General features: G+C 73.2%; 15 protein-coding genes and 2 pseudogenes. 5 read left to right on the plus strand and 12 right to left on the minus strand.

The genetic code is table 11. The features are described from left to right. The first annotated feature begins 182 nt into the window (after nucleotides 1-182). A complete protein-coding gene (locus ACWCXB_RS20020) occupies nucleotides 183-3,377 on the plus strand; it encodes an AAA family ATPase (protein WP_450724632.1) in 3,195 nt (1,064 codons plus the stop codon). 22 nt (nucleotides 3,378-3,399) lie between these two features. Here the strand turns inward: ACWCXB_RS20020 and ACWCXB_RS20025 are convergent. The 4 genes and pseudogenes from ACWCXB_RS20025 to ACWCXB_RS20040 form a co-directional block, all read right to left on the minus strand. Beyond that, nucleotides 3,400-3,528, minus strand: a pseudogene (locus tag ACWCXB_RS20025) (IS701 family transposase); the annotation flags it as partial. Then, complete coding sequence (locus ACWCXB_RS20030; RefSeq protein WP_450724634.1) at nucleotides 3,501-5,153, minus strand: hypothetical protein; 1,653 nt, start codon at nucleotides 5,151-5,153, stop codon at nucleotides 3,501-3,503. The gene ACWCXB_RS20030 and the pseudogene ACWCXB_RS20025, both read right to left, overlap by 28 nt. A 135-nt stretch (nucleotides 5,154-5,288) precedes the next feature. After that, nucleotides 5,289-5,525: pseudogene (gene fusA / locus ACWCXB_RS20035) on the minus strand (elongation factor G); the annotation flags it as partial. A gap of 160 nt (nucleotides 5,526-5,685) precedes the next feature. Next, nucleotides 5,686-6,132 carry an Lrp/AsnC family transcriptional regulator gene (locus tag ACWCXB_RS20040; protein ID WP_450724636.1) on the minus strand — a complete coding sequence of 149 codons (447 nt, stop codon included), beginning with the start codon at nucleotides 6,130-6,132 and terminating at the stop codon, nucleotides 5,686-5,688. A 94-nt stretch (nucleotides 6,133-6,226) separates the two neighbouring features. Between ACWCXB_RS20040 and ACWCXB_RS20045 the strand changes: the two genes are divergently transcribed. Beyond that, on the plus strand, nucleotides 6,227-6,718 hold the full coding sequence (locus ACWCXB_RS20045) for a rhodanese-like domain-containing protein (RefSeq protein WP_450724638.1): 492 nt from the start codon (nucleotides 6,227-6,229) through the stop codon (nucleotides 6,716-6,718). A gap of 316 nt (nucleotides 6,719-7,034) precedes the next feature. Here ACWCXB_RS20045 and ACWCXB_RS20050 read toward each other — a convergent pair whose 3' ends face one another. Both ACWCXB_RS20050 and ACWCXB_RS20055 read right to left on the minus strand, forming a co-directional pair. Beyond that, the gene (locus ACWCXB_RS20050) at nucleotides 7,035-8,735 is read right to left on the minus strand and encodes a DUF885 domain-containing protein (protein WP_450724640.1); all 1,701 of its coding nucleotides are present in this window, start codon (nucleotides 8,733-8,735) and stop codon (nucleotides 7,035-7,037) included. An 81-nt stretch (nucleotides 8,736-8,816) separates the two neighbouring features. After that, nucleotides 8,817-9,293 carry an Lrp/AsnC family transcriptional regulator gene (locus ACWCXB_RS20055; protein ID WP_450724642.1) on the minus strand — a complete coding sequence of 159 codons (477 nt, stop codon included), beginning with the start codon at nucleotides 9,291-9,293 and terminating at the stop codon, nucleotides 8,817-8,819. Between the two features lie 59 nt (nucleotides 9,294-9,352). On the opposite strand from ACWCXB_RS20055, the gene ACWCXB_RS20060 reads away from it, so the two are divergent. Continuing rightward, nucleotides 9,353-10,582, plus strand: a complete 1,230-nt coding sequence (locus ACWCXB_RS20060) for a trans-sulfuration enzyme family protein (RefSeq protein ID WP_450724644.1) — start codon at nucleotides 9,353-9,355, stop codon at nucleotides 10,580-10,582. Here ACWCXB_RS20060 and ACWCXB_RS20065 read toward each other — a convergent pair. The 6 genes from ACWCXB_RS20065 to ACWCXB_RS20090 all read right to left on the minus strand — a co-directional run bounded on the left by ACWCXB_RS20065 (nucleotide 10,545) and on the right by ACWCXB_RS20090 (nucleotide 19,729). Continuing rightward, nucleotides 10,545-12,026 (minus strand): GNAT family N-acetyltransferase, encoded by a 1,482-nt coding sequence (locus ACWCXB_RS20065; protein WP_450724646.1) that lies wholly within the window; start codon nucleotides 12,024-12,026, stop codon nucleotides 10,545-10,547. The genes ACWCXB_RS20060 and ACWCXB_RS20065 overlap by 38 nt on opposite strands. Before the next feature lie 76 nt (nucleotides 12,027-12,102). Then, the gene (locus ACWCXB_RS20070) at nucleotides 12,103-14,880 is read right to left on the minus strand and encodes a DUF6493 family protein (RefSeq protein WP_450724648.1); all 2,778 of its coding nucleotides are present in this window, start codon (nucleotides 14,878-14,880) and stop codon (nucleotides 12,103-12,105) included. Further along, nucleotides 14,877-16,304, minus strand: coding sequence for an SWIM zinc finger family protein (locus ACWCXB_RS20075; RefSeq protein WP_450724650.1), 1,428 nt, complete (start codon nucleotides 16,302-16,304; stop codon nucleotides 14,877-14,879). Before ACWCXB_RS20075 ends, ACWCXB_RS20070 begins: the two co-directional genes overlap by 4 nt. Before the next feature lie 91 nt (nucleotides 16,305-16,395). Beyond that, nucleotides 16,396-17,949 (minus strand): alkaline phosphatase D family protein, encoded by a 1,554-nt coding sequence (locus ACWCXB_RS20080; protein WP_450724652.1) that lies wholly within the window; start codon nucleotides 17,947-17,949, stop codon nucleotides 16,396-16,398. 158 nt (nucleotides 17,950-18,107) lie between these two features. After that, nucleotides 18,108-18,938, minus strand: a complete 831-nt coding sequence (locus tag ACWCXB_RS20085) for an alpha/beta fold hydrolase (RefSeq protein WP_450724654.1) — start codon at nucleotides 18,936-18,938, stop codon at nucleotides 18,108-18,110. Between the two features lie 134 nt (nucleotides 18,939-19,072). Further along, complete coding sequence (locus ACWCXB_RS20090) at nucleotides 19,073-19,729, minus strand: NADPH-dependent F420 reductase (RefSeq protein ID WP_450724656.1); 657 nt, start codon at nucleotides 19,727-19,729, stop codon at nucleotides 19,073-19,075. A gap of 139 nt (nucleotides 19,730-19,868) precedes the next feature. Between ACWCXB_RS20090 and sigJ the strand changes: the two genes are divergently transcribed. Together sigJ and ACWCXB_RS20100 are read left to right on the plus strand one after the other, a co-directional pair. Continuing rightward, a complete protein-coding gene (gene sigJ / locus ACWCXB_RS20095) occupies nucleotides 19,869-20,750 on the plus strand; it encodes an RNA polymerase sigma factor SigJ (protein WP_450724658.1) in 882 nt (293 codons plus the stop codon). A 253-nt stretch (nucleotides 20,751-21,003) separates the two neighbouring features. Next, complete coding sequence (locus ACWCXB_RS20100) at nucleotides 21,004-21,768, plus strand: GntR family transcriptional regulator (RefSeq protein ID WP_450724660.1); 765 nt, start codon at nucleotides 21,004-21,006, stop codon at nucleotides 21,766-21,768. The last annotated feature ends 134 nt before the right edge of the window (nucleotides 21,769-21,902 follow it).

A 21,902-nucleotide genomic window follows, 5' to 3' on the forward strand; every position in this document is an offset into this window, starting at 1 on the left:
GGCGCGACGCCCGCGTCCGGAGGCCGCTGGTCAAGCACAGCGAAAGGGAGAGCGCGCGGAGGCCGCGAGGGCTGCGATCGATATGCGGCTACCGCCGCGTGGGTGGCCGAGCACGGTCGACCGGCGACACCGGCTTCAGCGCCCCCCGGAGGCGAACCGAGCCAGAAAAGAGAGGTGGCCCGGTGAGGCTGCACCGACTGGGCATGACCGCCTTCGGGCCCTTCGGCGGGCGGCAGGACGTCGACTTCGACGCGCTCTCCGCCGCCGGGCTGTTCCTGCTGCACGGCCCGACGGGTGCCGGGAAGACGTCCGTCCTCGACGCCGTCTGCTACGCGCTGTACGGGGCGGTGCCGGGGGCGCGGCAGAGCCCCGGCGCATCGCTGCGCAGCGACCACGCCGCGGCGGGCACGTACACCGAGGTGTGCCTCGAACTCACCGTGGCCGGGCGGCGGCTGGAGATCACCCGGCGCCCCGCGCAGGCGCGCCCGAAGAAGAAGGGCACCGGCTTCACGACCGAGAAGGCGCAGAGCTGGCTGCGGGAGTACGACGCCGAGCGCGGCGAGTGGAAGGCGCTCAGCCGTTCCCACCAGGAGATCGGCGAGGAGATCACCCAGCTCGTCGGCATGAGCAGGGAGCAGTTCTGCCAGGTGGTGATGCTGCCGCAGGGCGACTTCGCGCGGTTCCTCCGGGCCGACGCCGAGGCGCGCGGCCGGCTGCTCGGCCGGCTCTTCGACACCCGGCGCTTCGCCGCGGTCGAGGAGCGGCTCGCCGAACTGCGACGCGGCGCCGAGCAGCAGGTCCGCGAGGGCGACGAACGGCTGCTGGCCGTCGCCCACCGGATGGCCCAGGCGGCGGGCGACGCGGCCGACGGCCTGCCCGCCCCCGACGGCCGGCCCGGGGACCCGGGACTTGCCGGCTCCGTCCTGGAGTGGGCCGCCGTGGCCCGCGCGGGCGCGCGCGAAGTCCTCGACATCGCCGGGTGCGCCCTGTCCGCGGCGGAGAGCAGACAGGCGGCGGCACGGCGCGCCCTGGACGACGAGCGGGAGCTGGCCGGGCTGCAGCAGCGCCATGCGGAGGCGCGCCGGCGCGCGGACGAGCTGGAGGCCCGCCGGCCCGAGCGGGACAGGATCCAGGACCTGCTGGACCGCGCCCGCAAGGCCGAACTCGTCGGCCCCGCGCTGCGGATGCGCGAGGACGCGGAGCGGGACCACCGGGCGGCGGACCACGCCTGGGAGCGGGCGCGGGCACTGCTGCCCGCGACACTGGTGGACGCGGGCGGGGAGCGGCTTTCCGCGCTGGAGGGGGAGCTCCGCCAGGAGCTCGGGGGCCTCGACGCGGCGCGCCGCGCCGAGCGGCGCAGCGCGGAACTCGCCCGCGAGCGCGCCGAACTGGACCGCCAGGCCCGCGCCGACGAGGAGCTCCTCCAGGACGCGGACGCCTGGCTGGCAGGCTGGGCGACCGTACGAAGCGGCCTCCAGGACCGGATCGAGGCCGCCGCCGAGGCCGCCACCCGTGCCGAACACCTTTCGGGCCGGCTCGACCCGGCCCGCCGCCGCGTGGCCGCGGCCCATGAGCGCGACCGCCTCGCCGCACGCGCCGCCGACATCGAGGACACCCTCCGTACGGCCCGCGACCGCGCGAGCGCGGCCCGCGAGTCCTGGCTCGACCTCAAGGAACGCCGGCTGCGCGGCATCGCAGCCGAACTCGCCTCCGGCCTGGTGCCGGGAACCCCCTGTGCCGTCTGCGGCTCGCCCGACCACCCCGCCCCGGCCGTGTCCGACGACACCCACGTCGACCGCGCCCGTGAGGACGCGGCCTACGACACGTACGCCCGCGCGGACAGCGGCCGCGCCGACGCGGAACGCGAACTGGCCGTCGTCCGCGAGTCGTTCATGGCGGCGCGGAAGGCCGCCCGCGGACTGCCGCCCGCGGCGCCCGAGGCACCCGCGCCCGATGGAGGGGAGCGGGCCGAGGAGCTCCTGCGTTCCGGCGTTCCGGCGGCGGGTGGCTCCGGTGGTGCCGCGGCGGATCACGGGCCGTCGGACGGCGGCCGGCCGGCTTGGGCCACCGATGGCAGTGATGCGGGCGTGGACGGCGACGCCGACCCCGAGGTCCGGGAGCTGGTCGCCGCCGTCGAGGAGCTGGAGCGGGAGTACCGGGAGGCGTATGCGCTGGCCGCGGGGATGCACGCCGCGCGCGAGGCGCTGGACCGGGCGGAGCGGGAGCGCGAGGAGCGGCTCGCCGCGCGGCAGGAGGCCGAGACGCGAGGGGCCGCGCTGCGGGAGCGGCGCGAGGTGCTCGACCGGGAGCAGACCGTCCTGGTTGCCGAGGTGACCCGCGCGACCGGCGGCGCGGGCAGCGTGGCCGAGCGGTCCGCGCTGCTCGAGCGGCGGATCGGGCTGGTCGCCGACGCCGCCGAAGCCGTCCGTGCGGCCGAGGACACGGCCCGGCGGCTGAAGGAGGCCGACGACCGGCTGGCCGACGCCGCGTTCCGGGCCGGATACGACACACCCGCCGAAGCCGCCGCCGCGCTGCTGGACGACGACGCGCAGCGTGAGCTCCAGCACCGGCTCGACGCCTGGCAGCGCGAGGCCGCCGCGGTCGCCGACCGGCTCGCCGAGCAGGAGACCCTGGCCGCTGCCGCGCGCCCACCCGCGGACCCGTACGCCGTGCAGCAGGCGTACGACGCCGCCGACCGCGCCCTGCGCGATGCCGCGTCCGCGCTCGCCGCAGCACGCGAGCGCTGCGCCGAGCTCGCCCGCCTCTCCCGTGACGCAGTTGCCGAGGTGCGCCGCCTCGGTCCGCTCCGGGAGGAGTACGACCGGGTCGCCCGGCTCGCGGGACTCACCGCGGGCACCTCCGCAGACAACACCCGCCGGATGCGCCTGGAGTCGTACGTGCTCGCGGCCCGCCTCGAGCAGGTCGCCGCCGCCGCCACCGTCCGTCTGCATCGCATGTCGTCCGGCCGCTACACCCTGGTCCACTCCGACGCCCGGGCCGGCGGCAAGCGTTCAGGACTCGGTCTGCATGTCGTCGACGCCTGGACCGGCCGCGAGCGCGACACCGGGACGCTCTCCGGCGGCGAGACGTTCTTCGCCTCGCTGGCCCTCGCTCTCGGCCTCGCCGATGTCGTGACCGACGAGGCCGGTGGCGTGCGCCTGGACACCCTCTTCATCGACGAGGGCTTCGGCAGCCTCGACGACCTGACCCTCGACGAGGTCCTCGACGTCCTCGACTCGCTCCGCGAGCGCGACCGCAGCGTCGGCATCGTCAGCCATGTCGCCGATCTGCGCCGCCGGATCCCCGCCCAGCTGGAGGTCGTCAAGGCGCGCAACGGCTCGGCGGTGCGGCTCAGAACGGCCGGCACCGGCGACTGACCCGCCGTCGGCCCGCCGCTGTTCTTCGCTCCAAAGGAGCGATCAGACCCCGCATATACGCCGGTGCCGACTCCCGCGGCTCCGACCTGGCGAACCGGTGCACAAACCGCTCGTGCACAGCACTCAGGTCGCCCGCCCACACCCTGGCCAGCTGCCGTCCTCCACCGAGCAGTCCAGGATCCGCCCGTCCACCGTCCCCACGAGCAGCCTTCGCCGGTCCGCGTCGTAGGTGACGCACAGCGGTGTCACCGCGTGGCCGTGCGCGAGCAGTTGGTGCCGCCGGCGCACGGTGCCCGTCGCCGGGTCGAGGGCTTCCACCTCGCCGGTGCGGTAGGCGACGTAGACCGTCTCCCGGTCGCCGTCCAGGTCGGCCAGGGGGAGGTCCGAGGTGTGCACCCAGGCGGCCGTGCCGTCCGGGACGTGGCGGCGTACGACGCAGGTGCCCTCGCGGGAGTCACGGTACGTGGCGCCTTTCTTGAAGGTCCGTCCCGCGTGGACCAGAGCAGTGCCCGATTCGTCCGTCAGCTCGATTCCCGGACCCGACCAGGGGGTTATGTCTGAAGCTGGGTCCCACCGCAGCGGGAACAGCGGACTCAGGCGCGCCGGGCCGTGAGCGCCCGGAGGCTCGATCGCGCAGATCCACTCTGCGTCGTCCGGCGGCCGCGGACAGTCGAGGTAGATCAGCCGCTCACTGTGCCGGATGCGCAGCGCCGGGGCGCCCGACCTCCGCCAGGGGAGCATCAGACGAGCCTGCTCCTGGTGGGTGGGCGCCAGCAGCACGGTCGGCCATTCCTCCCGCTCCGGTGGCGTGCCCGGGTCACGAAGCGCAACCCAGCCCTCCGCGTTCGACGCCAACACGACCCCGAACCCGAGCTCGACGGTGTCGACACGGTCGCCCGTCGCCGTGGCCACCCGGTGGACCAGCGGCGCGCGGGCGTGAAGCTCACCGGTCGCGGGATCGCGACGAAATCCCCGGTGGCTCACCCAGGCCGACTCCTCGCCGGGGGACACCGCAAGCTGTACGCTCCCCTCTCCCTCGGCGGGCAGCGACCACTGCAACGCACCTGAGGGAAGCCAGCATTCGAGGTCCGTGAACTGGCCGGTCGAGAGCACCCGGCCGTCCCGCAGCGCGGCGACGGCGCGGACGCTCTCCCGCCGCTCCCACTCCGCGCCCACGGTTCCGGCGAGGTCCCGCAGGGCCTCCTCCGCGTGCGGATCGTAGAGCAGGCCGCTCTCGACCATCGGATGGCGTACGGTCGCGGGGTCGACCAGGCCGGCGGGAGCGGACAGCCAGTCCGCCGCCTCGACGGCCAGCTCGAAGCCTTTGCGGAAACCCCCGTCCTTGTCCTCGGGCGAGATCAGCATCGCCAGCCTGCCGTCGTCCAGCCAGCGCAGATGCCGCACCTGACGGGACTTGCTCAGCAGGTCGGTAACCTGGCCGGTCTCCAGGTGCAGCAGGAGGAGTTGCCCCTCGTAGTCCCAGGTGCCGTCGTACCGTCCGGTCCCGATCGCCGCGAGCGGCAGCGACGGGTGGAGGGCGATCGCGCACACCGGGTACCGGGAGGGAATGATGTGACGGGGGTGCAGGTCCGCCGCCTCGTACACGCCAATCCGGTAGCTCTTCCACGAGCCGCGGCCGCGCCAGTCGACATGGCCGAGACTGCCCGCCGCGATCACGCAACCGTGCGTCACGTCGGCCACTGCCCACTGGGGCCTGCCGATCTCCGCGAACGGCTGGTCCCCGAGTATCCGGCTGACGACCAGCGGATTCGTCATGACGTCCCCTCCCCCGCGGGCATCTTCGGTCGGCACAGTGTGCCAGGAGACGGCCGGGAGCGGGCCTTGTTCCTTCCGGAGTGAGGCCGATGCTGCCGTCAGCCGGTCACCGCACACATGCCGGCCCTGCCGCCGTCAGCCGGTCACCTGCGCCGGCGCGTAGCCCAGCGGCCGGGTGGTGATCGTGCCCCGGCCCTGGGCGGGGCTGGGTAGGCGCGAGGCGTAGCCGAAGAGCTCCGCCAGCGGCACGGTGGCGGTGAGCACCGCCGTACCGGCCCGTGCCGTTGAGTCGGTGACCCGGCCGCGCCGTGCCGCCAGGTCGCCGAGCACGCCGCCGACCGCGTCGTCGGGCACCGTCGCGATGACCTCGACGTCATCGACTCGCTCCGTGAACGCGACCGCAGCGTCGGCGTCGTCAGCCATGTCGCCGACCTGCGCCGCGGGATCCCCGTCCAGCTGGAGGTGGTCAAGGAGCGGCACGGATCCGCCGTACGGCTGCGCGCGGGCGCGGGCGCGGGCGCAGGCGCAGGCGTCAGCGGCTGACGGGCCGCCGCGGCAGAGGCGACGAGTACACGACGCTCGTGGTCACCGAGCCGAGCGTGCCGATCTTCCCGGAGACCTCCTCCAGATGCCTCATCGACCGGGCGGCGACCTTCAGCACGAAGCAGTCGTCGCCGGTCACATGGTGGGCCTCCAGGATCTCCGGCGTCGCCTCGAGCAGATCGTGGAACGGCTTGTAGTTGCCGTTCGGATAGCGAAGGCGTACGAACGCGAGGACCGGCAGCCCGAGGCGCTCGTGGTCCACCACGGCCGTGTACCCGGAGATCACCCCGGCCTCCTCCAGCCTGCGGACCCGCTCCGTCACCGCGCTCGGCGACATCGAAACGGTTCTGGCCAGCTCGGCGAAGCTGGCCCGGCCCTGGTTCTGCAGGGCGTCGAGGATGCGCCAGTCCGTGGCGTCCGGTGAATATCCCGTCATCCCCGAGGAATAGCAGGGGATTCCCCGGCCCATCAAGAGATGTGCCGGGGAATTCCACTTCAGCGGGACGATCAACGGCCGTACCTTCGGAGCCATGACAACGACGCACCTCACCACGAACCCCGTGCTCCGCGTTCCTCCTGCCTCCCCGGCGGCGGCCGCCGCGTACTTCTCCGCCAATCTGGCCTTCCACGCCGACGTGTCGGACGTGGCCGCCGCGCTTGCCGCCCACGCCGACGACGGCGACCTCGGCTTCGTCGTGCTCGACTCACGGTCCACCGAATCCTGGGACCAGGGCCATGTCCCCGGGGCGATCCATCTGCCCACAGCCCTGATACCCGAGCAGGCGCAGCAGCTCCTCGACCCGTCGGTGCCGGTCGTCACCTACTGCTGGGGCCCCGGCTGCAACGGCGCCACCCGCGCCGCGCTGGCCCTCGCCGAACTCGGCTACCAGGTCAAGGAGATGCTCGGTGGCTTCGAGTACTGGGTACGGGAGGGCTTCGCGTACGAGACCTGGGAGGGCGAGAAGCGGGCCACCCCGGACCCGCTGACGGCGCCGGTGGCGGGGGAGGACTGCGGCTGCTGACACCGGGTGCGGGGCGGGGCGCCTGCGCCGGGCTCCGCCCCCGGACCCCCGCGCCTCAGACGCCGGCGGGGCTGATTCTCAGCCGTCCGGCGTGTGAGGACGGACACGCCGGACGCGCGGGCGGTACCGGGCGGGGTCCCCGGGGTCTGGGGGCGGAGCCCCCCACGCGGCGGAGCCGCACATCGACACAGCGGGAAGGGGCGGGGCGGGGAGAAGGCCCGCCGCAGGCGCCCCGCACCCCACCGCACCCCACCGCGCCGGCGCCCGACCTCGCGGGGCCGGGCGCCGGCGGGGTCCGCCCCGTAAGAGCCCGAGGTCAGAGCTTCGACAGTTCGTCGACCAGGTCGTCGAGGCCCAGCGGCCCCTGGGACAGCGCCGCCATGTGCCAGGCCTTGGCGTCGAAGGCGTCGCCGTGCGCCGCCCTCGCGGCCTCGCGCCCCCGGAGCCACGCGCGTTCGCCGAGCTTGTAGCCGATGGCCTGGGCCGGCATGGAGAGATAGCGGGTCAGCTCGCTCTCGACGAATTCCGCGGGCCGGCCGCTGTGGCGGCCGAAGAAGTCCTGCGCCAGCTCCGGTGTCCACCGCTCGCCCGGGTGGAACGGCGAGTCGCCCGGGATCTCCAGCTCCAGGTGCATGCCGATGTCCACGATGACCCGGCAGGCCCGCATCATCTGCGCGTCGAGATAGCCGAGCCGGCGCTCCGGGTCGGGCAGGAATCCGAGCTCGTCCATGAGCCGCTCCGCGTAGAGCGCCCACCCCTCGGCGTTGGCGCTGACACCGCCGATGGTCGCCTGGTAGCGGGAGAGCTGGTCGGCGACGTGCACCCACTGCGCGATCTGCAGATGGTGGCCGGGCACGCCCTCGTGGTACCAGGTGGAGACCAGGTCGTACACGGGAAAACGCGTCTCGCCCATCGTCGGCAGCCAGGTCTGGCCCGGCCGCGAGAAGTCCTCCGACGGACCGGTGTAGTACGGGGCGGCCGCGCTGCCGGCCGGGGCGATGCGGGACTCGACCCTTCGTACCCGCTCGGCGAGTTCGAAGTGCGTACCGTCCAGCGCTTCGACCGCCTCGTCCATCAGGCTCTGCAGCCAGACCCGGACCTCCTCGACGCCCTCGATGTGGGTGCCGTGCTCATCGAGGTGGGCGAGCGCCTCCCAAGGGCCGGAGCCGGGCAGGATCTTGTCGGCCTCGATCTTCATCTCGCCGAGCAGGCGGTGGTATTCGGCCCAGCCGTACGCGTACGCCTCGTCGAGGTCGAGGTCGGTGCCGTTGAAATAGCGGACCCAGCGCGCGTACCGCTCGCGGCCCACCGTGTCGGACGCCGAGTCCAGCGCGGGGGCGTAGACATCGCGCATCCAGTCGCGCAGCCCGCTGACCGCCGCCGTGGCCGCGAGCGCCGCGCTGTCCAGCTCGGCGCGCAGCTCGTCCGGGCCCGGGGCGACGAACTCCTGGAACCAGCTCTGGGCCATCCCGTCGGGGCCGGCCGCTCCCGACCACTCGTCGAGCTGTCCGATGAAGGCCGCCGTGGCCCGCGGACCTGCAGGCAGCTTGCGCTCGAGCCCGAGCCCGAGCGATTCCCTGTAGCCCTCAAGAGCGTCGGGGACCGCACGCAGCCGCTCGGCGATCGTGGCCCAGTCCGTCTTCGATTCCGTCGGCATCAAGGTGAAGACATTGCGCACGGCGTGCGCGGGGGAGCGCAGGTTGCTGACGGTGCGCAACCCCTCATCGGCGTCGTGCACGGCCAGTTCGGCGGTGAGCCGCTCGCGCAGGAGGCGCCCGCAGCGCCGCTCGGCATCCGAACCGGCGCCGGGCTGCCGCTCCGCCTCGTCGAGGCGCCGGAGCGTCTCACGGGCGAGTTCGGCCACGGCCTGCTGGCCGGCCGGGGAGAAGTCGGGGAGGCGGCCGGCGCTCTCCGGGACTCCCAGGTAGGTACCGGTGATCGGATCGAGGTCGATGAGTGCGTCGACGTAGGCGTCGGCGACCTGGCGGGGCAGCGCGCTGCTCGGTGTGTCTGGCATGTGCTCATCCTGGCCGAGCGAGGGGCCCGCGTCACCATCGTCGGATCTCGGTCGGCTGACAAACGAGCCTGCCAGGCGGCCTCAGGCGGCCGGCGGAAGCAGCGGTCCGCAGTCCCAGTGCTGGAAGATCAACCGGGTCTCCACCCGGGCGACTTCGGGCCGCGAGGTGAACTCGTCGAGCACGAGTCGCTGGAGATCCGCCGCGTCAGCGACGGCCACATGCACCAGATAGTCGTCGGGGCCGGTCAGATGGAAGAGCGCCCGCGACTCGGGCAGCGCCCGCACCCGCTCGACGAACGGACCGATCAGATCCCTGCGGTGGGGCCGTACCTGAACGGAAAGGAGCGCTTCAAGCCCCCTGCCGAGTTTGGCCGGATCGATGCGGAGCTGATGGCCGAGGATCACGCCGCTGCGGCGGAGCCGGGCGACCCGGTCCAGGCAGGTCGAGGGAGCGACGCCCACCTCGGCGGCCACCTCCCGGTAGGTGGTCCGGGCGTCGTTCTGCAGAACGCGCAGTATGTGCAGATCTACCGGGTCCAGAACGACGGATTCAGCCATGGCCCGAACGTAACACGGAGCAACCGCGATACTCCTCGGTAATTGTTCAGAGTGCGGCCATGGACTTCGCCGCCTCGACCGCCCCCATGCCCGCACCCACCCCGGCCACCAGGGCGCTCGCCACCGAAGCCGTGCACGCCGGCCGCGAGGATCTCGTGGAGCTGGGCCTGCACGCCGCACCGATCGACCTCTCCACCACCTACCCCTCGCGCGATGTGGCCGCGGAGGCCGCACGTATCGATGCCTTCGCCGCGAACGGGGGCCGACTGGACGGGCCTCCGGTCTACGCCCGGCTCGACAATCCCACGACGGCCCGCTTCGAGACCGCACTGGCCCGGCTCGAGGGGACGGACGACGCGGTGGCCTTCGCCAGCGGAATGGCGGCGCTGACCGCGGTGCTGCTGGTCAGGGCCTCCCTGGGCCTGCGCCATGTCGTCGCGGTCCGTCCGCTCTACGGTTGCAGTGACCATCTGCTGGACGGCGGACTGCTCGGCACCGAGGTCACCTGGACCGACCCGGCGGGCGTCGCGGACGCGATCCGGCCGGACACCGGGCTGGTGATGGTCGAGACACCCGCCAACCCGACCCTCGCCGAGACCGACATCAAGGCTCTCGCCCACTCCTGCGGGTCGGTACCGCTGCTGGTGGACAGCACCTTCGCCACCCCCGTTCTGCAGCGCCCCGTGGAACACGGCGCACGGATCGTGCTGCACAGCGCGACCAAGTACCTGGGCGGGCACGGTGATGTGATGGGCGGGGTCGTGGCCTGCGACGACGAGTTCGCGGCCGCCCTGCGCCAGGTGCGCTTCGCCACCGGCGGGGTGCTCCACCCGATGGCCGGCTATCTGCTGCTGCGGGGACTGTCCACGCTTCCGGTACGTATCCGGGCGGCATCGGTGACCGCCGCCGATCTGGCCCGGCGGCTCGCCGCCGACCCGCGCGTCGCCCGGGTCCACTACCCGGAGATCGGCGGCGCGATGGTCAGCTTCGAGGTGTACGGCGAGCCGCGCGACGTGATCGCGGGCGTCAAGCTGATCACGCCCGCGGTGAGCCTCGGCAGCGTCGACACCCTGATCCAGCACCCGGCCTCCATCAGCCACCGGATCGTGGCCGAGGGAGACCGGCGTGCCGCGGGCGTCAGCGACCGGCTGCTGCGCATGTCGGTCGGTCTCGAGGACGTGGAGGATCTCTGGGCGGATCTGTGCGAGGCGCTGAGCGCCACCCCTGCCCGGTCGTCCGCCCGTGCGAGCGCTAGCCCTGCTCGGCCCGCCCGTGCGGGAACGGCCTGATCCGAGGGAGCTCGCGGGGCAGTCCCTGCGGGATCTCGTAGGGCACCCGCGACGCTACGGGAGTCGCGCCCAGCCGGGCGGTGATCACCAGGGTGCCCTCCTCGATCTGGTAGTCGAGCGGGAGACCGAGACCGCGCATGGCAGCGACCATGCCCGTGTTGGACGCCTGTGTCACGGCGTACACGCTCTCGCATCCCGCCTCGACGGCCATCGTGACCAGCCGGCCGAGCAGCTCGGAGCCGATGCCACGGCGCTGCCACTCGTCCTCGACGAGCAGCGCGACCTCGGTCTCGTCGCCGTCCCACAGCAGATGGCCCAGGGCGACGAGCCGGCCGGAGGTCGTCTCGACGGCGAGGGTGCGTCCGAAGCGGGGGCTGAGCAGATGGTTCAGATAGCGGTCCGCGTCGCCGACCGGGCCGTGGTAGCGCAGGCTCAGGGTGCGCGCGGAGCAGCGGTCGTGCATCGCGCGGGCCGCGGCGACGTCGCTCCGGTCGGCGCGGCGCACGGTGATCTCGTTGCCCTCGGGGAGGGTCAGCACGTCCTGGCTGCGCGGAATGCGCGGGCCGAGGCGGGCGTCGAGCTCGACGAGCGCACGGGCGCGGGCGAACTCGGTGGGCGTGAACGGCAGATAGGGCCGCTCGACCGTGATCGTGCCACCGCTCGGATCGCGCAGCCGCATCACGGTCTCGTCCAGCACGCCCTCGACAGGTGCGGGCTCGCCGGTCGGCCGGCCCGCGAGGTTGACGGCAGGCAGCGAGTGGATCGTGCACCGGCCGAGCAACTGACGTAGTGCGAGGGGGAGTTCGGCGGCATCGAGCGCGGTGCGGGTGGCGAGGCCGAGCAGTCGGGTCGGAGTGTCCACCAGGTCATGGGCGTCGGCCCGCTCGATCCAGGTGCTGCTGCCGCCCGCGGCCGAGACCTCGCGGGTGATCTCCTGCGCCTGGAGTGCCGCGGGCGCCCGCAGCAGGAACTCGTCGACGGTGCCGTCCGCCAGCGGGTGCGTCTGGAGCGTGAGGATGTCCACGTGGTGCCGGGCGAGGGCCGTGCACAGCGCGGCGAGACTGCCGGGCTCGTCCCGTACGGTCGTCCGCATCCGCCACAGCGCCGTCTCGCGCGGCCCGTCGGATCCGCCGGCGGCACCCGACGCGCCGGGCGTGGCGGCGAGGCGTGCGGTCCCGGAGCCGGTGGCCCCGGGACCGCCGGTATCGGCGGCGGGAGGCGCATGGCCGTGGCGGCGTGCCCACCATGTGTGGAACGCGGCCGTGGCGACCAGCGCGACGGCGGAGGCGACCAGCAGATACGGGCCGTCGGGACCGTGGGCGATCATGTTCGCCACGGCGTCGGCGACGGCGACGGCGGTGAACAGGGCGGCCAGCTCGACAAGGTCCCGCCGCCAGTGGTGGTGCTGGCGGCGGGCGCGCTTCGCGTACGTCACTTCAGTCATGGAATCACTGTGACCGAGCGGTGTTGCGTGATCACGAACGCTTTGTGACTGACGGGTTAAGCATGGATCTAGCAGGTTATTGGCTATTTTCAGCAATTTGCGTCCGGGGTTGACCATGGCTCTGACGGATCGCGCTCAGAAGCCGCTCGGCCTGCGCCACCAGCCGGGAGGAGCCGCCTCGGGCGGCCAGCTCCGGGAGGCCGTCGGGCTCGGCGACACCGCCCGGCTCCACGGCCGCACCGCACCGCTCCAGGCAGTCGGCGGCCACGGCCAGTATCTCGCCCGTCCCGCGCGGGGGATCACCGGCCTCCAGCAGACCGGGCAGGACCGCGCCCAGCACCGACCACGTCGTCGCGTACGCACCGGTCGCGGCCGCCGTACGGACCGCATCCGCAAGCCGGTTGGGCTTGACCGTGCCGAGCCGCAGCAGCTCGGCCACGTCACGGCCCAGCCGTCCGCCGTCCAGCTCACCGCGGGCGGCGAGCACGAGCAGCGCGTCCACCGCCGAGAGCCGGTCCTCGGCATGCCGCGCCCCGAGCCCGTACGCGACGGCCAGATGCATGGCCTCACCGGCGGGGCCGCCGCATTCGACCAGCCGCGGCAGCAGCGCCGCGTTGCCCCGCTCCTCGGCGGTGGCGCAGGCCGTCACCTCGGGCAGCATCCAGACGGCCAGCGTCTCGCGGTCCTCGGGCAGCACAGCGAACCACTGGGTCTCCAGAGCCGACCAGTGATAGCAGCGGCCCGACCCGGAGTGCGGGCGCCCGAGCCTCCTGAAGGGGTGCGGGAAGTCGCGCTGGAACTCGAGCCGCTCCCCGGTCTCCAGCACGATGTGGCGCACGGCATCCCGCGCCCGGTCCCACCAGTGGCGCAGGGCCCGAGGGTTGGGCTCGTGCTCGCGACGCACGAGCAGCGCCGTGTCCCCGTCCGAGGTGAGCCACGCGGCGAGCCGTTCGCCTTCCCGCGTGCCCAGCGCCGCGGCCGCCGCCGCGACGGCGGCCGTACCGCTCGTATCCCGGCGGACCCGTAGCAGGGCCTGGGCGAAGTCGCTCTCCGCCGGTTCGGCGCACAGCCGCTGGTAGGCGCTCAGTCGCTCGACCAGATCACCCGCGTCCAACGCGCCGTTCCCCTGGGTCGGGGTGGCGAGGAGGAACGGCAACGGCCGGGTCCGGATGCGGTAGGCGATTTCCCACAGACGGTCGTTGACCACGGCGTCCAGTGCCAGATGGGCGCAGCGGGCGGTGGCGCCGCCGCGGATCCGGCCGTCCCGCAGGCTGCGCACCGACACCTGGTCCAGCACGGCTGCCGCGACGATCTCCACGCCGTCGAACCGCTCGGCGGACGGCAGGTCCGAAGCGTCGCCCCCCGACCCCTCGTCGAGCCACCAGCGGTCCGCCAGTGCGGGGCGCAGCGCCGCTGCCAGCGCTTCGCGGTCCTGGTGGGCGTGCCGCACCAGGCCGTCGAGCGCGCGCTCGAACTCCGCCACCGAAGCGGAGCGCGACCTGATCAGCGCGACCGTGAGCTCCACGGTCTCCTCGACGCTGTCCGGCGCGGGAGCCAGCCGCTCGGGCTCGGGCACCGGCGGCAGGGTCTCCTCGTACGGAGCGGAATCGCCTGCCTCCACTGCCTCGCCGAACAGCTCGGCGGCGAGCGCGCGGTGCATCGGACTCAACAGGCCCGCGAAGCCTGCCAGTTCCGACCGAAGGACGTCCTCCGCACCCCGCTCGCCCCGGCCACCCCGTCCGCCCCGTCCGCCCCGTCCGGCGCGGATGTGCCGGCCCACCAGCTTGAGCGCCCGCTCCTGGATCCCGGTGTCCTCGTGCCCGAAGGCCTCGGCCACCACCGGCAGCAGGTCGCCCGCGGCCGCCGGCTCGCGCCGCAGCGCCTTGCCGACCAGCACCAGCTGGGCCCGTACCAGCTTCTTCTCCGGACGGAACAGCACCGCGGTGGACATCTCCGCCAGCTGCCCCGCCGTCAGATCACCGGACTCGGCGAGCCGGGCGAGCACCTCCTGGGCGTGACCGGCCGGCGACGAGGGCGCGTCCGCCGCCATCGCGATCCAGTCCGCCGCCCGCTCCCGCTCCTCGGCCGGCGTCAGCGCGATCCGCTTGAGCAGGATCAGGAAGAACCGCAGTTGTGCGGGCCGCCCACCGCGCACCAGCCGGGCCACGCACCCGTCGACGAGCACGGACCGGTCGACCACCCCGTCCTCCGCCAGCCCGGCGAGCGCCGCCGGCCAGTGGTTCGGCGCCGCCGGGTCGCCGTACCAGGACAGGACGGGAGCCGGCTCCACGGTCTCGAACAGACGGGGCACCAGCTCCCGCACATGCGGATCGTTGCGCAGCGCGAGCGGGAGCGTGGCCCGGGAGGCGTGCGACGGCCTGGCCTCGATCAGGGACTCCGCCCAGCCGTGCACAAAGGCGTCCGTCGTCGGTACGGGGCACTTGGCGAGCCTCACCAGATCGGCGATGAACGGGTAGTCCTCCGCGGCCGTGGCGTCCCGGGCCGCGAGCCGGTGCGCCACATCGCCCAGCCACGCCGGATCCCGGTCGGCCAGGACATCGAGCAGGTCCGTGCCCGGCAGGGACCGCCAGTCGCGCAGCTCGCGCGCTCCGATCCAGGTCGCCGCGGCGGCCGCGCCCGTGTGACAGCCGGCTCCCGCCACCAGCAGGGCGCGCCGCACGGAGCCCTGCTCCTGCCAGCGCTCCCAGCCCCAGCCGCGCACCTCGCGGCGCAGTTCCTTCAACCCGGCCAGCGCCGCACGGCGTTCGGCCGTCGCCATGGGCTTCAGCAGGCCCGGGACCTCGTGGGCCCTGCCCTGCCGCACGGCTTCGAGCAGATCCTTCGTCTCCGTCATCGCGCACCTCCCGCGAACGCGACCGTCCCGCCGTCGTTCGCCGCGCCGTGCTGCGTGGTGCCGTGCGCCGCAGCACCCCGCTTCGTGATCCGGACGGCCAGTGCGTGCTTGCACGGGCCACGCGTGCCCCGGTAGTCGGCCCACCACTGGCAGGTGCAGCTCAACGCCCCGCCCGTGTCCCGTACCTGATAGCGCCGCTCGCCCGATGCGACCGTCGCGCTCGCCCCGTCGATCCGTACCGCACCCTCCGAGACCAGCGCGCGGGCCGCCACCAGGCGCGGATTGTGGCGCTCCGTGCGATCCGCGTCGTACGGCAGCTCCCGGTGGAAGTAGGCGGCGTCCGCGATGTCGTACCCCACCCGGCCCGCGGTGCCGAGCCGCGTGAGCGCGGCCCGTACCCGCGTGACCGTGAGACCGGACTGCTCGGCCAGGTCGGCCGGGTCGATCCTGGGCTCCCAGGCCAGCAGTACGGACACCAACTCGGCGTCCTCGGCGGCCTCGTCCGTGGCCAGCGCCTCCAGCACCCCGCCCTCGCCCGAGAACCCGCGTGCCGCCTCCGGGGACAGCGTGAGCGTCAGCCGCATGCCCGGAAGCGTCACCTCCCACGCGCTCGCCGTGGCGGCACCGCCGGTCACCGGCGGCCCGTACACACGCAGCCCCGTCGCCTGGAGCAGCACCCGCTGCAACGCCGCCAGCCGCTCGGGACCCGGCAGGCACACGGCCCCGGGGAACGGCCGCGTCGTCGGCCGCAGCGTCCTGCCCGCCGGGACGACCCACATGGCACCCCGTGAGGCGCTGCCCGACGAGCGGGGCAGCGAGCGAAGGAACCGCACCGCCTCGGCCGCGGTCAGCTCGGCCCGCAGATCGAATCCGGCGGAGACCACCTGCGCCTCGGCGAAGCCGCGCAGCCAGCGGTCGGGGAGCGGCACCTTCTTCTCCACGACGGCACCGTCCAGCGTGGTAACGGCAAGCTTGTCCGGGCCGACCCGCAGATGCAGCGGATCGTCCCCGCCGAGCCGTGAAAGTGCCTCCCGCAGCGGATTGTTGACATCGACGTTCGTCGTGCCGTGGCCGGTCTCGCCGCCGTCGAGCCCCTCCTGGAGCACATCGAGGCGTGCGTACACCCCGCAGCATCCGGAGAACGACTCGAACCGGAGCCGGTCCCCGTTCCCCGTCACCACCGGGTCGAGCGAGGCGCGCAGGTCGCGCTGGTAGTAGCGCGCGGCCGCCACGTCCGCCACGGCGAGCAGCCCGCGGGCCGCGGTCCGGGGCGACGTCAGAAAACCGGAGAAGAAGCGGGGATGGGCCTCCGCGCCGGCGGGCGTCAGCCCACCGGCGGTCTCGAGGCCGAGCAGCCGGCCACCCCCTGCGGACTCCAGGGCGGACGGACGGGAGTAGGCGAATGCCTGTACGGATCGCGTCATGTGCAGGACGGTAGGGGCCACCACTGACAACGCCCCTGGCCGTCCACACCAGGCCCGCGAGCCGCCCCGGCCCGCCCGGGGACGCGAGTGGCTACTGCCCCACCCGCCCAGGCTGCAGCACCTTGCTGAACAGCACCGCTCCACCCTCCGCCCGCAGCCGCACCGTCAACTCCCCGCTCCCGCCGTCGATGTCGACCTCGCCGAAGTACTGGGGCGACTCCATCGGCGAGACATTGGCGCGCTCCGGCGCCCGTACGAACACCCGCTCCGGTCCGAACGTCCCGTCCAGCGCGTTCGCCGGGAAACCGCCTGCTGCGAGCGGTCCGGACACGAACTCCCAGAAGGGAGCAAAGTCCTTGAACGCCGCCCGCTCCGGCGCGTAGTGCTGCGCGGAGGTGTAGTGGACGTCCGCGGTCAGCCACAGCGTGCCGGTGATCCGCCGGTGCTTGATGAACCGCAGCAGGTCAGCGATCTGCAGCTCGCGGCCGAGCGGCACACCCGGATCGCCCTGCGCGACCGCCTCGAAGTTCGTGGCGCCGTCAGGCACGACGAGTCCGAGAGGCATGTCGGACGCCAGCACCTTCCACACGGCACGCGATCGCGACAGCTCGCGCTTGAGCCAGGCCAGCTGCTCCGCGCCCAGGATGCCTGTCGTGTCATCGGCCTGCCGACCGGGGGAGTTGGCGTTCCGGTAGGAACGCATGTCCAGGACGAACACGTCCAGCAGGGGCCCGTACCGCACGACACGGTGCATCCGCCCCTCGCGGCCGCCGACGGGCAGTGTCGACACGGGGAAGTACTCACTGAACGCCCTCAGTGCGCGCCCGGCCAGCACGTTCGCGTCCTTCTCGGTGTAGCGCGCGTCGTCTATGAGCTGCCCGGGGTACCAGTTGTTGCGCACCTCGTGGTCGTCCCACTGCACCACCGTCGGGACCTGCGCGTTGAACCGGCGGACGTTCTCGTCGAGCAGGTTGTAGCGGAAGTTCCCGCGGTACTCGGCGAGCGTCTCCGCGACCTTCGACTTCTCCTCGGTCGTGACGTTGCGCCACACCCGCCCGTCGGGCAGCGTCACGCTCGCGGCGATCGGCCCGTCCGCGTACACCGTGTCCCCGCTGCACAGGAAGAAGTCCGGGTCGAGCCGCCGCATCTCCTCGTACGCGCGGAAGCCGCCGATGTCCGGGTTGATGCCCCAGCCCTGCCCGGCGATGTCGCCAGACCACAGGAATCGCACACCGGACGACCGGCGCAGAGCGGGGGCCGTACGGAACGTCCCGTACACCGGCTCCCCGGTGCGGCGCGGGTCGTCGGGGTCGGCGAGCGTCACCCGGTAGTGGATCTGCTCGCCCGCCGGGAGTCCGCGCAGGGCGGTCGTCCCGGTGAAGTCCGTCCCGGCCCCGAGGAGCGGGCCGTGCCAGCGGTGCGTACGGCGGAACGACTCGGTCGCCGAGGTCTCCACGATCATCCGGGCCGGCCGGTCCGACCGTACCCACACGAGACCGGAGGACGACGTCACATCACCGGTCTGGACGCCCCAGCCGGCACTCGGCCTGCCGCGCAGGGCCTGGGCCGGGGCGGCCGCCCCGAGCGTGAGCGCCGCCGACGCGGCGAGCGAACCGCGCAGGACGGCACGGCGGTTGTACGACATGGGAAGGCCTCCAGAGGGGGGCGGGGAGGTTGCCGTGCCCATGCCTAGTGCCCCGCGACGGCGAGCACACGAACCCCACGTGAACAACCGTGCGCAGGCCACCGGAACCGCAGACCGAGGAGGACCAACGGCCGGTCGAGGAGGCGACCTACCGGGATTCAGCGGCTGCCGTCGAGGATGACCCGGGCGACGAGCGCGGGATCGTCGTTCATCGGCACATGACCGCAGCCGGGCAGCCGTACCAGCCGGGCGCCGGGGATCGCGTGCTTGGCGCGGACGCCCTGGCGGCGCAGCAGCAGCCGGTCGCGGGTGCCCCAGGCGACGGTGACGGGCAGGCCCGGTACATCGTCGGTGAAGAGGACCTGGCGGCCGGCGTCGAGGGTCTGCCGGAAGCCGGTCGCATCGCGGAGCGCGAGCGTCTCGGCGACAACCGCCTCGGGTGAACGGCGCCCGGGGCGGGCGTAGATGGTGCTGGTCAGCGCCGTCCGCCCGGCGGCTGTCCGCGACAGCCGGCCGATCATCGGCAGGGGGAGGACCCGGGCGCCCCGCCGCATGGCGAGCAGCGTCCCGAAGGCGTACCGGCGTTCGCTCTCCGTCCAGAAGCCGGCGGGGGAGAGTGCCGTCACGGAACGTACGAGCTTCTCGCGGCCCAGTTCCAGGGCGAGCAGCCCGCCGAGGGAGTTGCCGGCGACATGCGGCCGTTCGACGCCGAGCGCTTCGCAGAGCGCGCCGAGCACCGGCACGACCGTCGAGAGCCCGTACGACACGCCGTCGGGCAGCGCCGGGGACGTGCCGAAGCCGGGCAGATCGACGGCGATCACGTCGCGTTCCGGGGCGAGGAGCGGAAGGACGGGTTCCCAGGCCTGCCAGTGGTGCCCGATGCCGTGGAGCAGCAGGAGGGGCTCGCCCGCGCCGCGGCGTTCGTACGCCACGGAGACTGTGTGGCTGCCGCGGGGCGAATCGATCGTGAACGACACCTTCGAGGCCATGCTGCTGCTCCCTGTGCTCCCTGGCCGCGCCCTTGTAGACGCGTTGTCAGCAACAATTACCGTTCAGTAGGGTCCAGTTCAAGGGATACCCGCCATCGCGCGCCGACACGCGCACATGTGCCGCCTTGAACGCGCTAATGGGCCGCCCTGCGTACCTCGAAGTTGAACTCCGCATGCCCGAACTTCTGGAAGAGGGTGAACCACAGGGGCACGACCATCTCCACCGCACGGGCCGACTCGATCGCGCCGAGGTCGACCACCCGGTCCGCAGGCCACCCGAATTCCCCCAGCAGCGCCGTCGTCTGCTCTTTTGCGTCCTCGTCGTCCCCGGAAAGAAAGACCTGATGGGCGCCCGGCACCTTCGCGGGGTTCACCATCACCGCGCAGTTGACGGTGTTGAGCGTCTTCACGACCCGGGCCCGGGGAAAGGCCCGCTGGATCTGTTCGCCCACACTGTCCGACTCGACGGGCGAGAGTCGCAGCCGGCCGTCCTCGAACGCGATCGGGTTGGAGACGTCGATGAGCACCTTGCCGGCGAGTGCCTCCTCGCCCGCGGACTCGAGGGCCGCGAGGGCCACCCGTCCGCCGACCGCCGAGATCACCGCCTCGCCGAACGCCGCGGCCTCCGCGAACGTGCCATGGCCCGCGGCCGGGCCGGCGGCCGACGCCCACTCCGCGGCCGCGGGATTGGCCGCGTCCCGAGAGCCCATCCGCACCTCGTGCCCCAGTTTCACCAGCTCGCTGCCGAGCGTGCGCCCGACCTCGCCCGTGCCCAGCACTCCGTACCGCATCGGAACCTCCCAGGTCCTGACCGCCGTCCACCGGCAGCCGCCGCGTGCACATTGTGTGCGCAGGCCGCATCCGGATGTGCTGAGCCACGCAGACATCAATCGCCTGGACACGGGGGACCGTGTCGGCTGGGATGGGACCGTGGCCACCGACACCCTGACCGACGCCTTCGAAGCCCACCGCTCCGTGCTGACGGGCGTGGCCTACCGCATGCTCGGCCGGTTCGCCGACGCCGAGGACGTGGTCCAGGAGGCCTGGCTGCGTTGGTCGGCCCAAGAGCGGGACGACGTGCTGGAGCCCCGCGGCTATCTGGTCCGGATCACCACACGGCTCGCCATCGACCGGCTGCGGCAGGTGCAGTCGCGCCGTGAGGCGTACGTCGGGCCCTGGCTGCCCGAGCCCATCGCGACCGACTTCGACCACACCGTGCCCGACACCGCCGAGCGCGCCATGCTCACGGAGTCCGTGTCGCTCGCCGTCCTCGTCGTCCTCGAGTCGCTCTCGCCGCTGGAGCGCGCGGTGTTCGTGCTGCGGGAGGCCTTCGGATTCCCGTACGGCGACATCGCGGCAACCCTGGATCGCAGCGAGGCGGCCGTGCGGCAGCTCGCCGGCCGGGCCCGCCGCCATGTCGAGGAGCGCAGGCCGCGATACGACGTCGATCCGGCCGAACGCCGCGACCTGACCGAGCGATTCCTCGCCGCGGCGGCGGGCGGCGACCTCGACGCGCTGCTGAACCTGCTCGCCCCCGACGTCCGGCTGGTCAGCGACAGCGGAGGCAAGTCGAAGGCGCCGCTGCGCGTCATCGAGACCGCGGACAAGGTGGGCCGCTTCCTGCATGCCGTGACCAAGGAGCCCCTGCCCGACTCCGAGTTCCGGCTCACGGAGCTCAACGGGGCGCCCGGGCTGCTGGTCCTCGCGGGCGGACACCCGGACACGGCCCTGCAGATCGAGGTCAGGGACGGCCGGATCCAGTGCATCTACCTCGTACGGAATCCGGACAAGCTCGGCGCCCTGGAGGCGTAGCGGCGACGGCCCGTCGCTGCCGGTGGCCCCGCATCCGGTCGGATGCGGGGCCGCTGCTTTTGCGCCGCTCTTCGCAGGAGCACGAACCTTCTGTGAACGCTCTGTGGCAGACGGTGATTCCATGGCCCAGGTCAGGAGGATTGGTCTTGACCAAGTCTGTGTGCCGTCCTATGGTCGGCAGAGTTAGTGCAGGAACCTTTAATAAACAAGGGCACGGAAAGCCGCCGGGGCCACGGTGATTGCGGAGGACAGGGTGGGGACCACGCAGCTGGAATCGGTGCCGGAGCCGAAGTACTGGCACCTCAAGACCGTGATCGGCGAGGCGCTCGACTCGGACTTCTCGGTCGGTGAGATCCTGCCCAACGAGCGCGAGCTGGCCGCCCGTTTCGGCGTCGCCCGCGCCACCCTCCGCCAGGCGCTCGAACAGCTGGAGCTGGAGGGACGGTTGCAGCGCCGCCGCGGCGTCGGCACCACCGTCGCCCCTCCCCGTATGGGCGTCGACGTCTCCACCTCCCCGCAGGACTGGCCGGGTGCCCCCGGGGACGCCTGGCAGCCGCTCGACTGCACGGTCGCCGTGGCGCCGGCCGCCGTGGCCCGCGCGCTCGACACGGACGGCGACGAGGAAGTCCACGCCGTGCGCCGGATGCTGGTCACCCACACCCAGCCGGTCGCGGCCGAGCTGCTCTACGTCCCGTCCCGCTCGGTGCCCGATCTCTCCGCCATCGACGCCCCCTCCGGCGCGGCCCGCGCCCGCGGCGTCCTGCGCGAGCTGCAGCGGCTGGCCCTCGACGGCCAGGACCGCGCCGTGGAGCTCGGTTCCGCCCGGGCCGACGACGCCAAGGAGCTGGACCGACTGCCCGGCGCGCCGGTTCTGGTCGTCACCACGCGCTACTTCAGCGGAGGCCGCACCGCCGTCATGTCCGTGGCGACGTACCGGGCGGACACCTGCCGGCTCACCTTCGGCGACTCGGGCGACCTGGAGATCCGGCACGACGCGCAGCAGCGCCGCGCTTCCTGAGCTTTCCGCGCTTCCCGGCTCCCCGGGACGCCGTATTGTCGGCCCGACGCACTCGACGGCGGGCCGTTGGCGCTCCCGCGAGCTCGGCAGCAGGCCGTTGCCGTTCTCGCGAGCTCGGCGGTGGGCCGTCACCG

This window comes from Streptomyces sp. NPDC001514 (assembly GCF_053597075.1).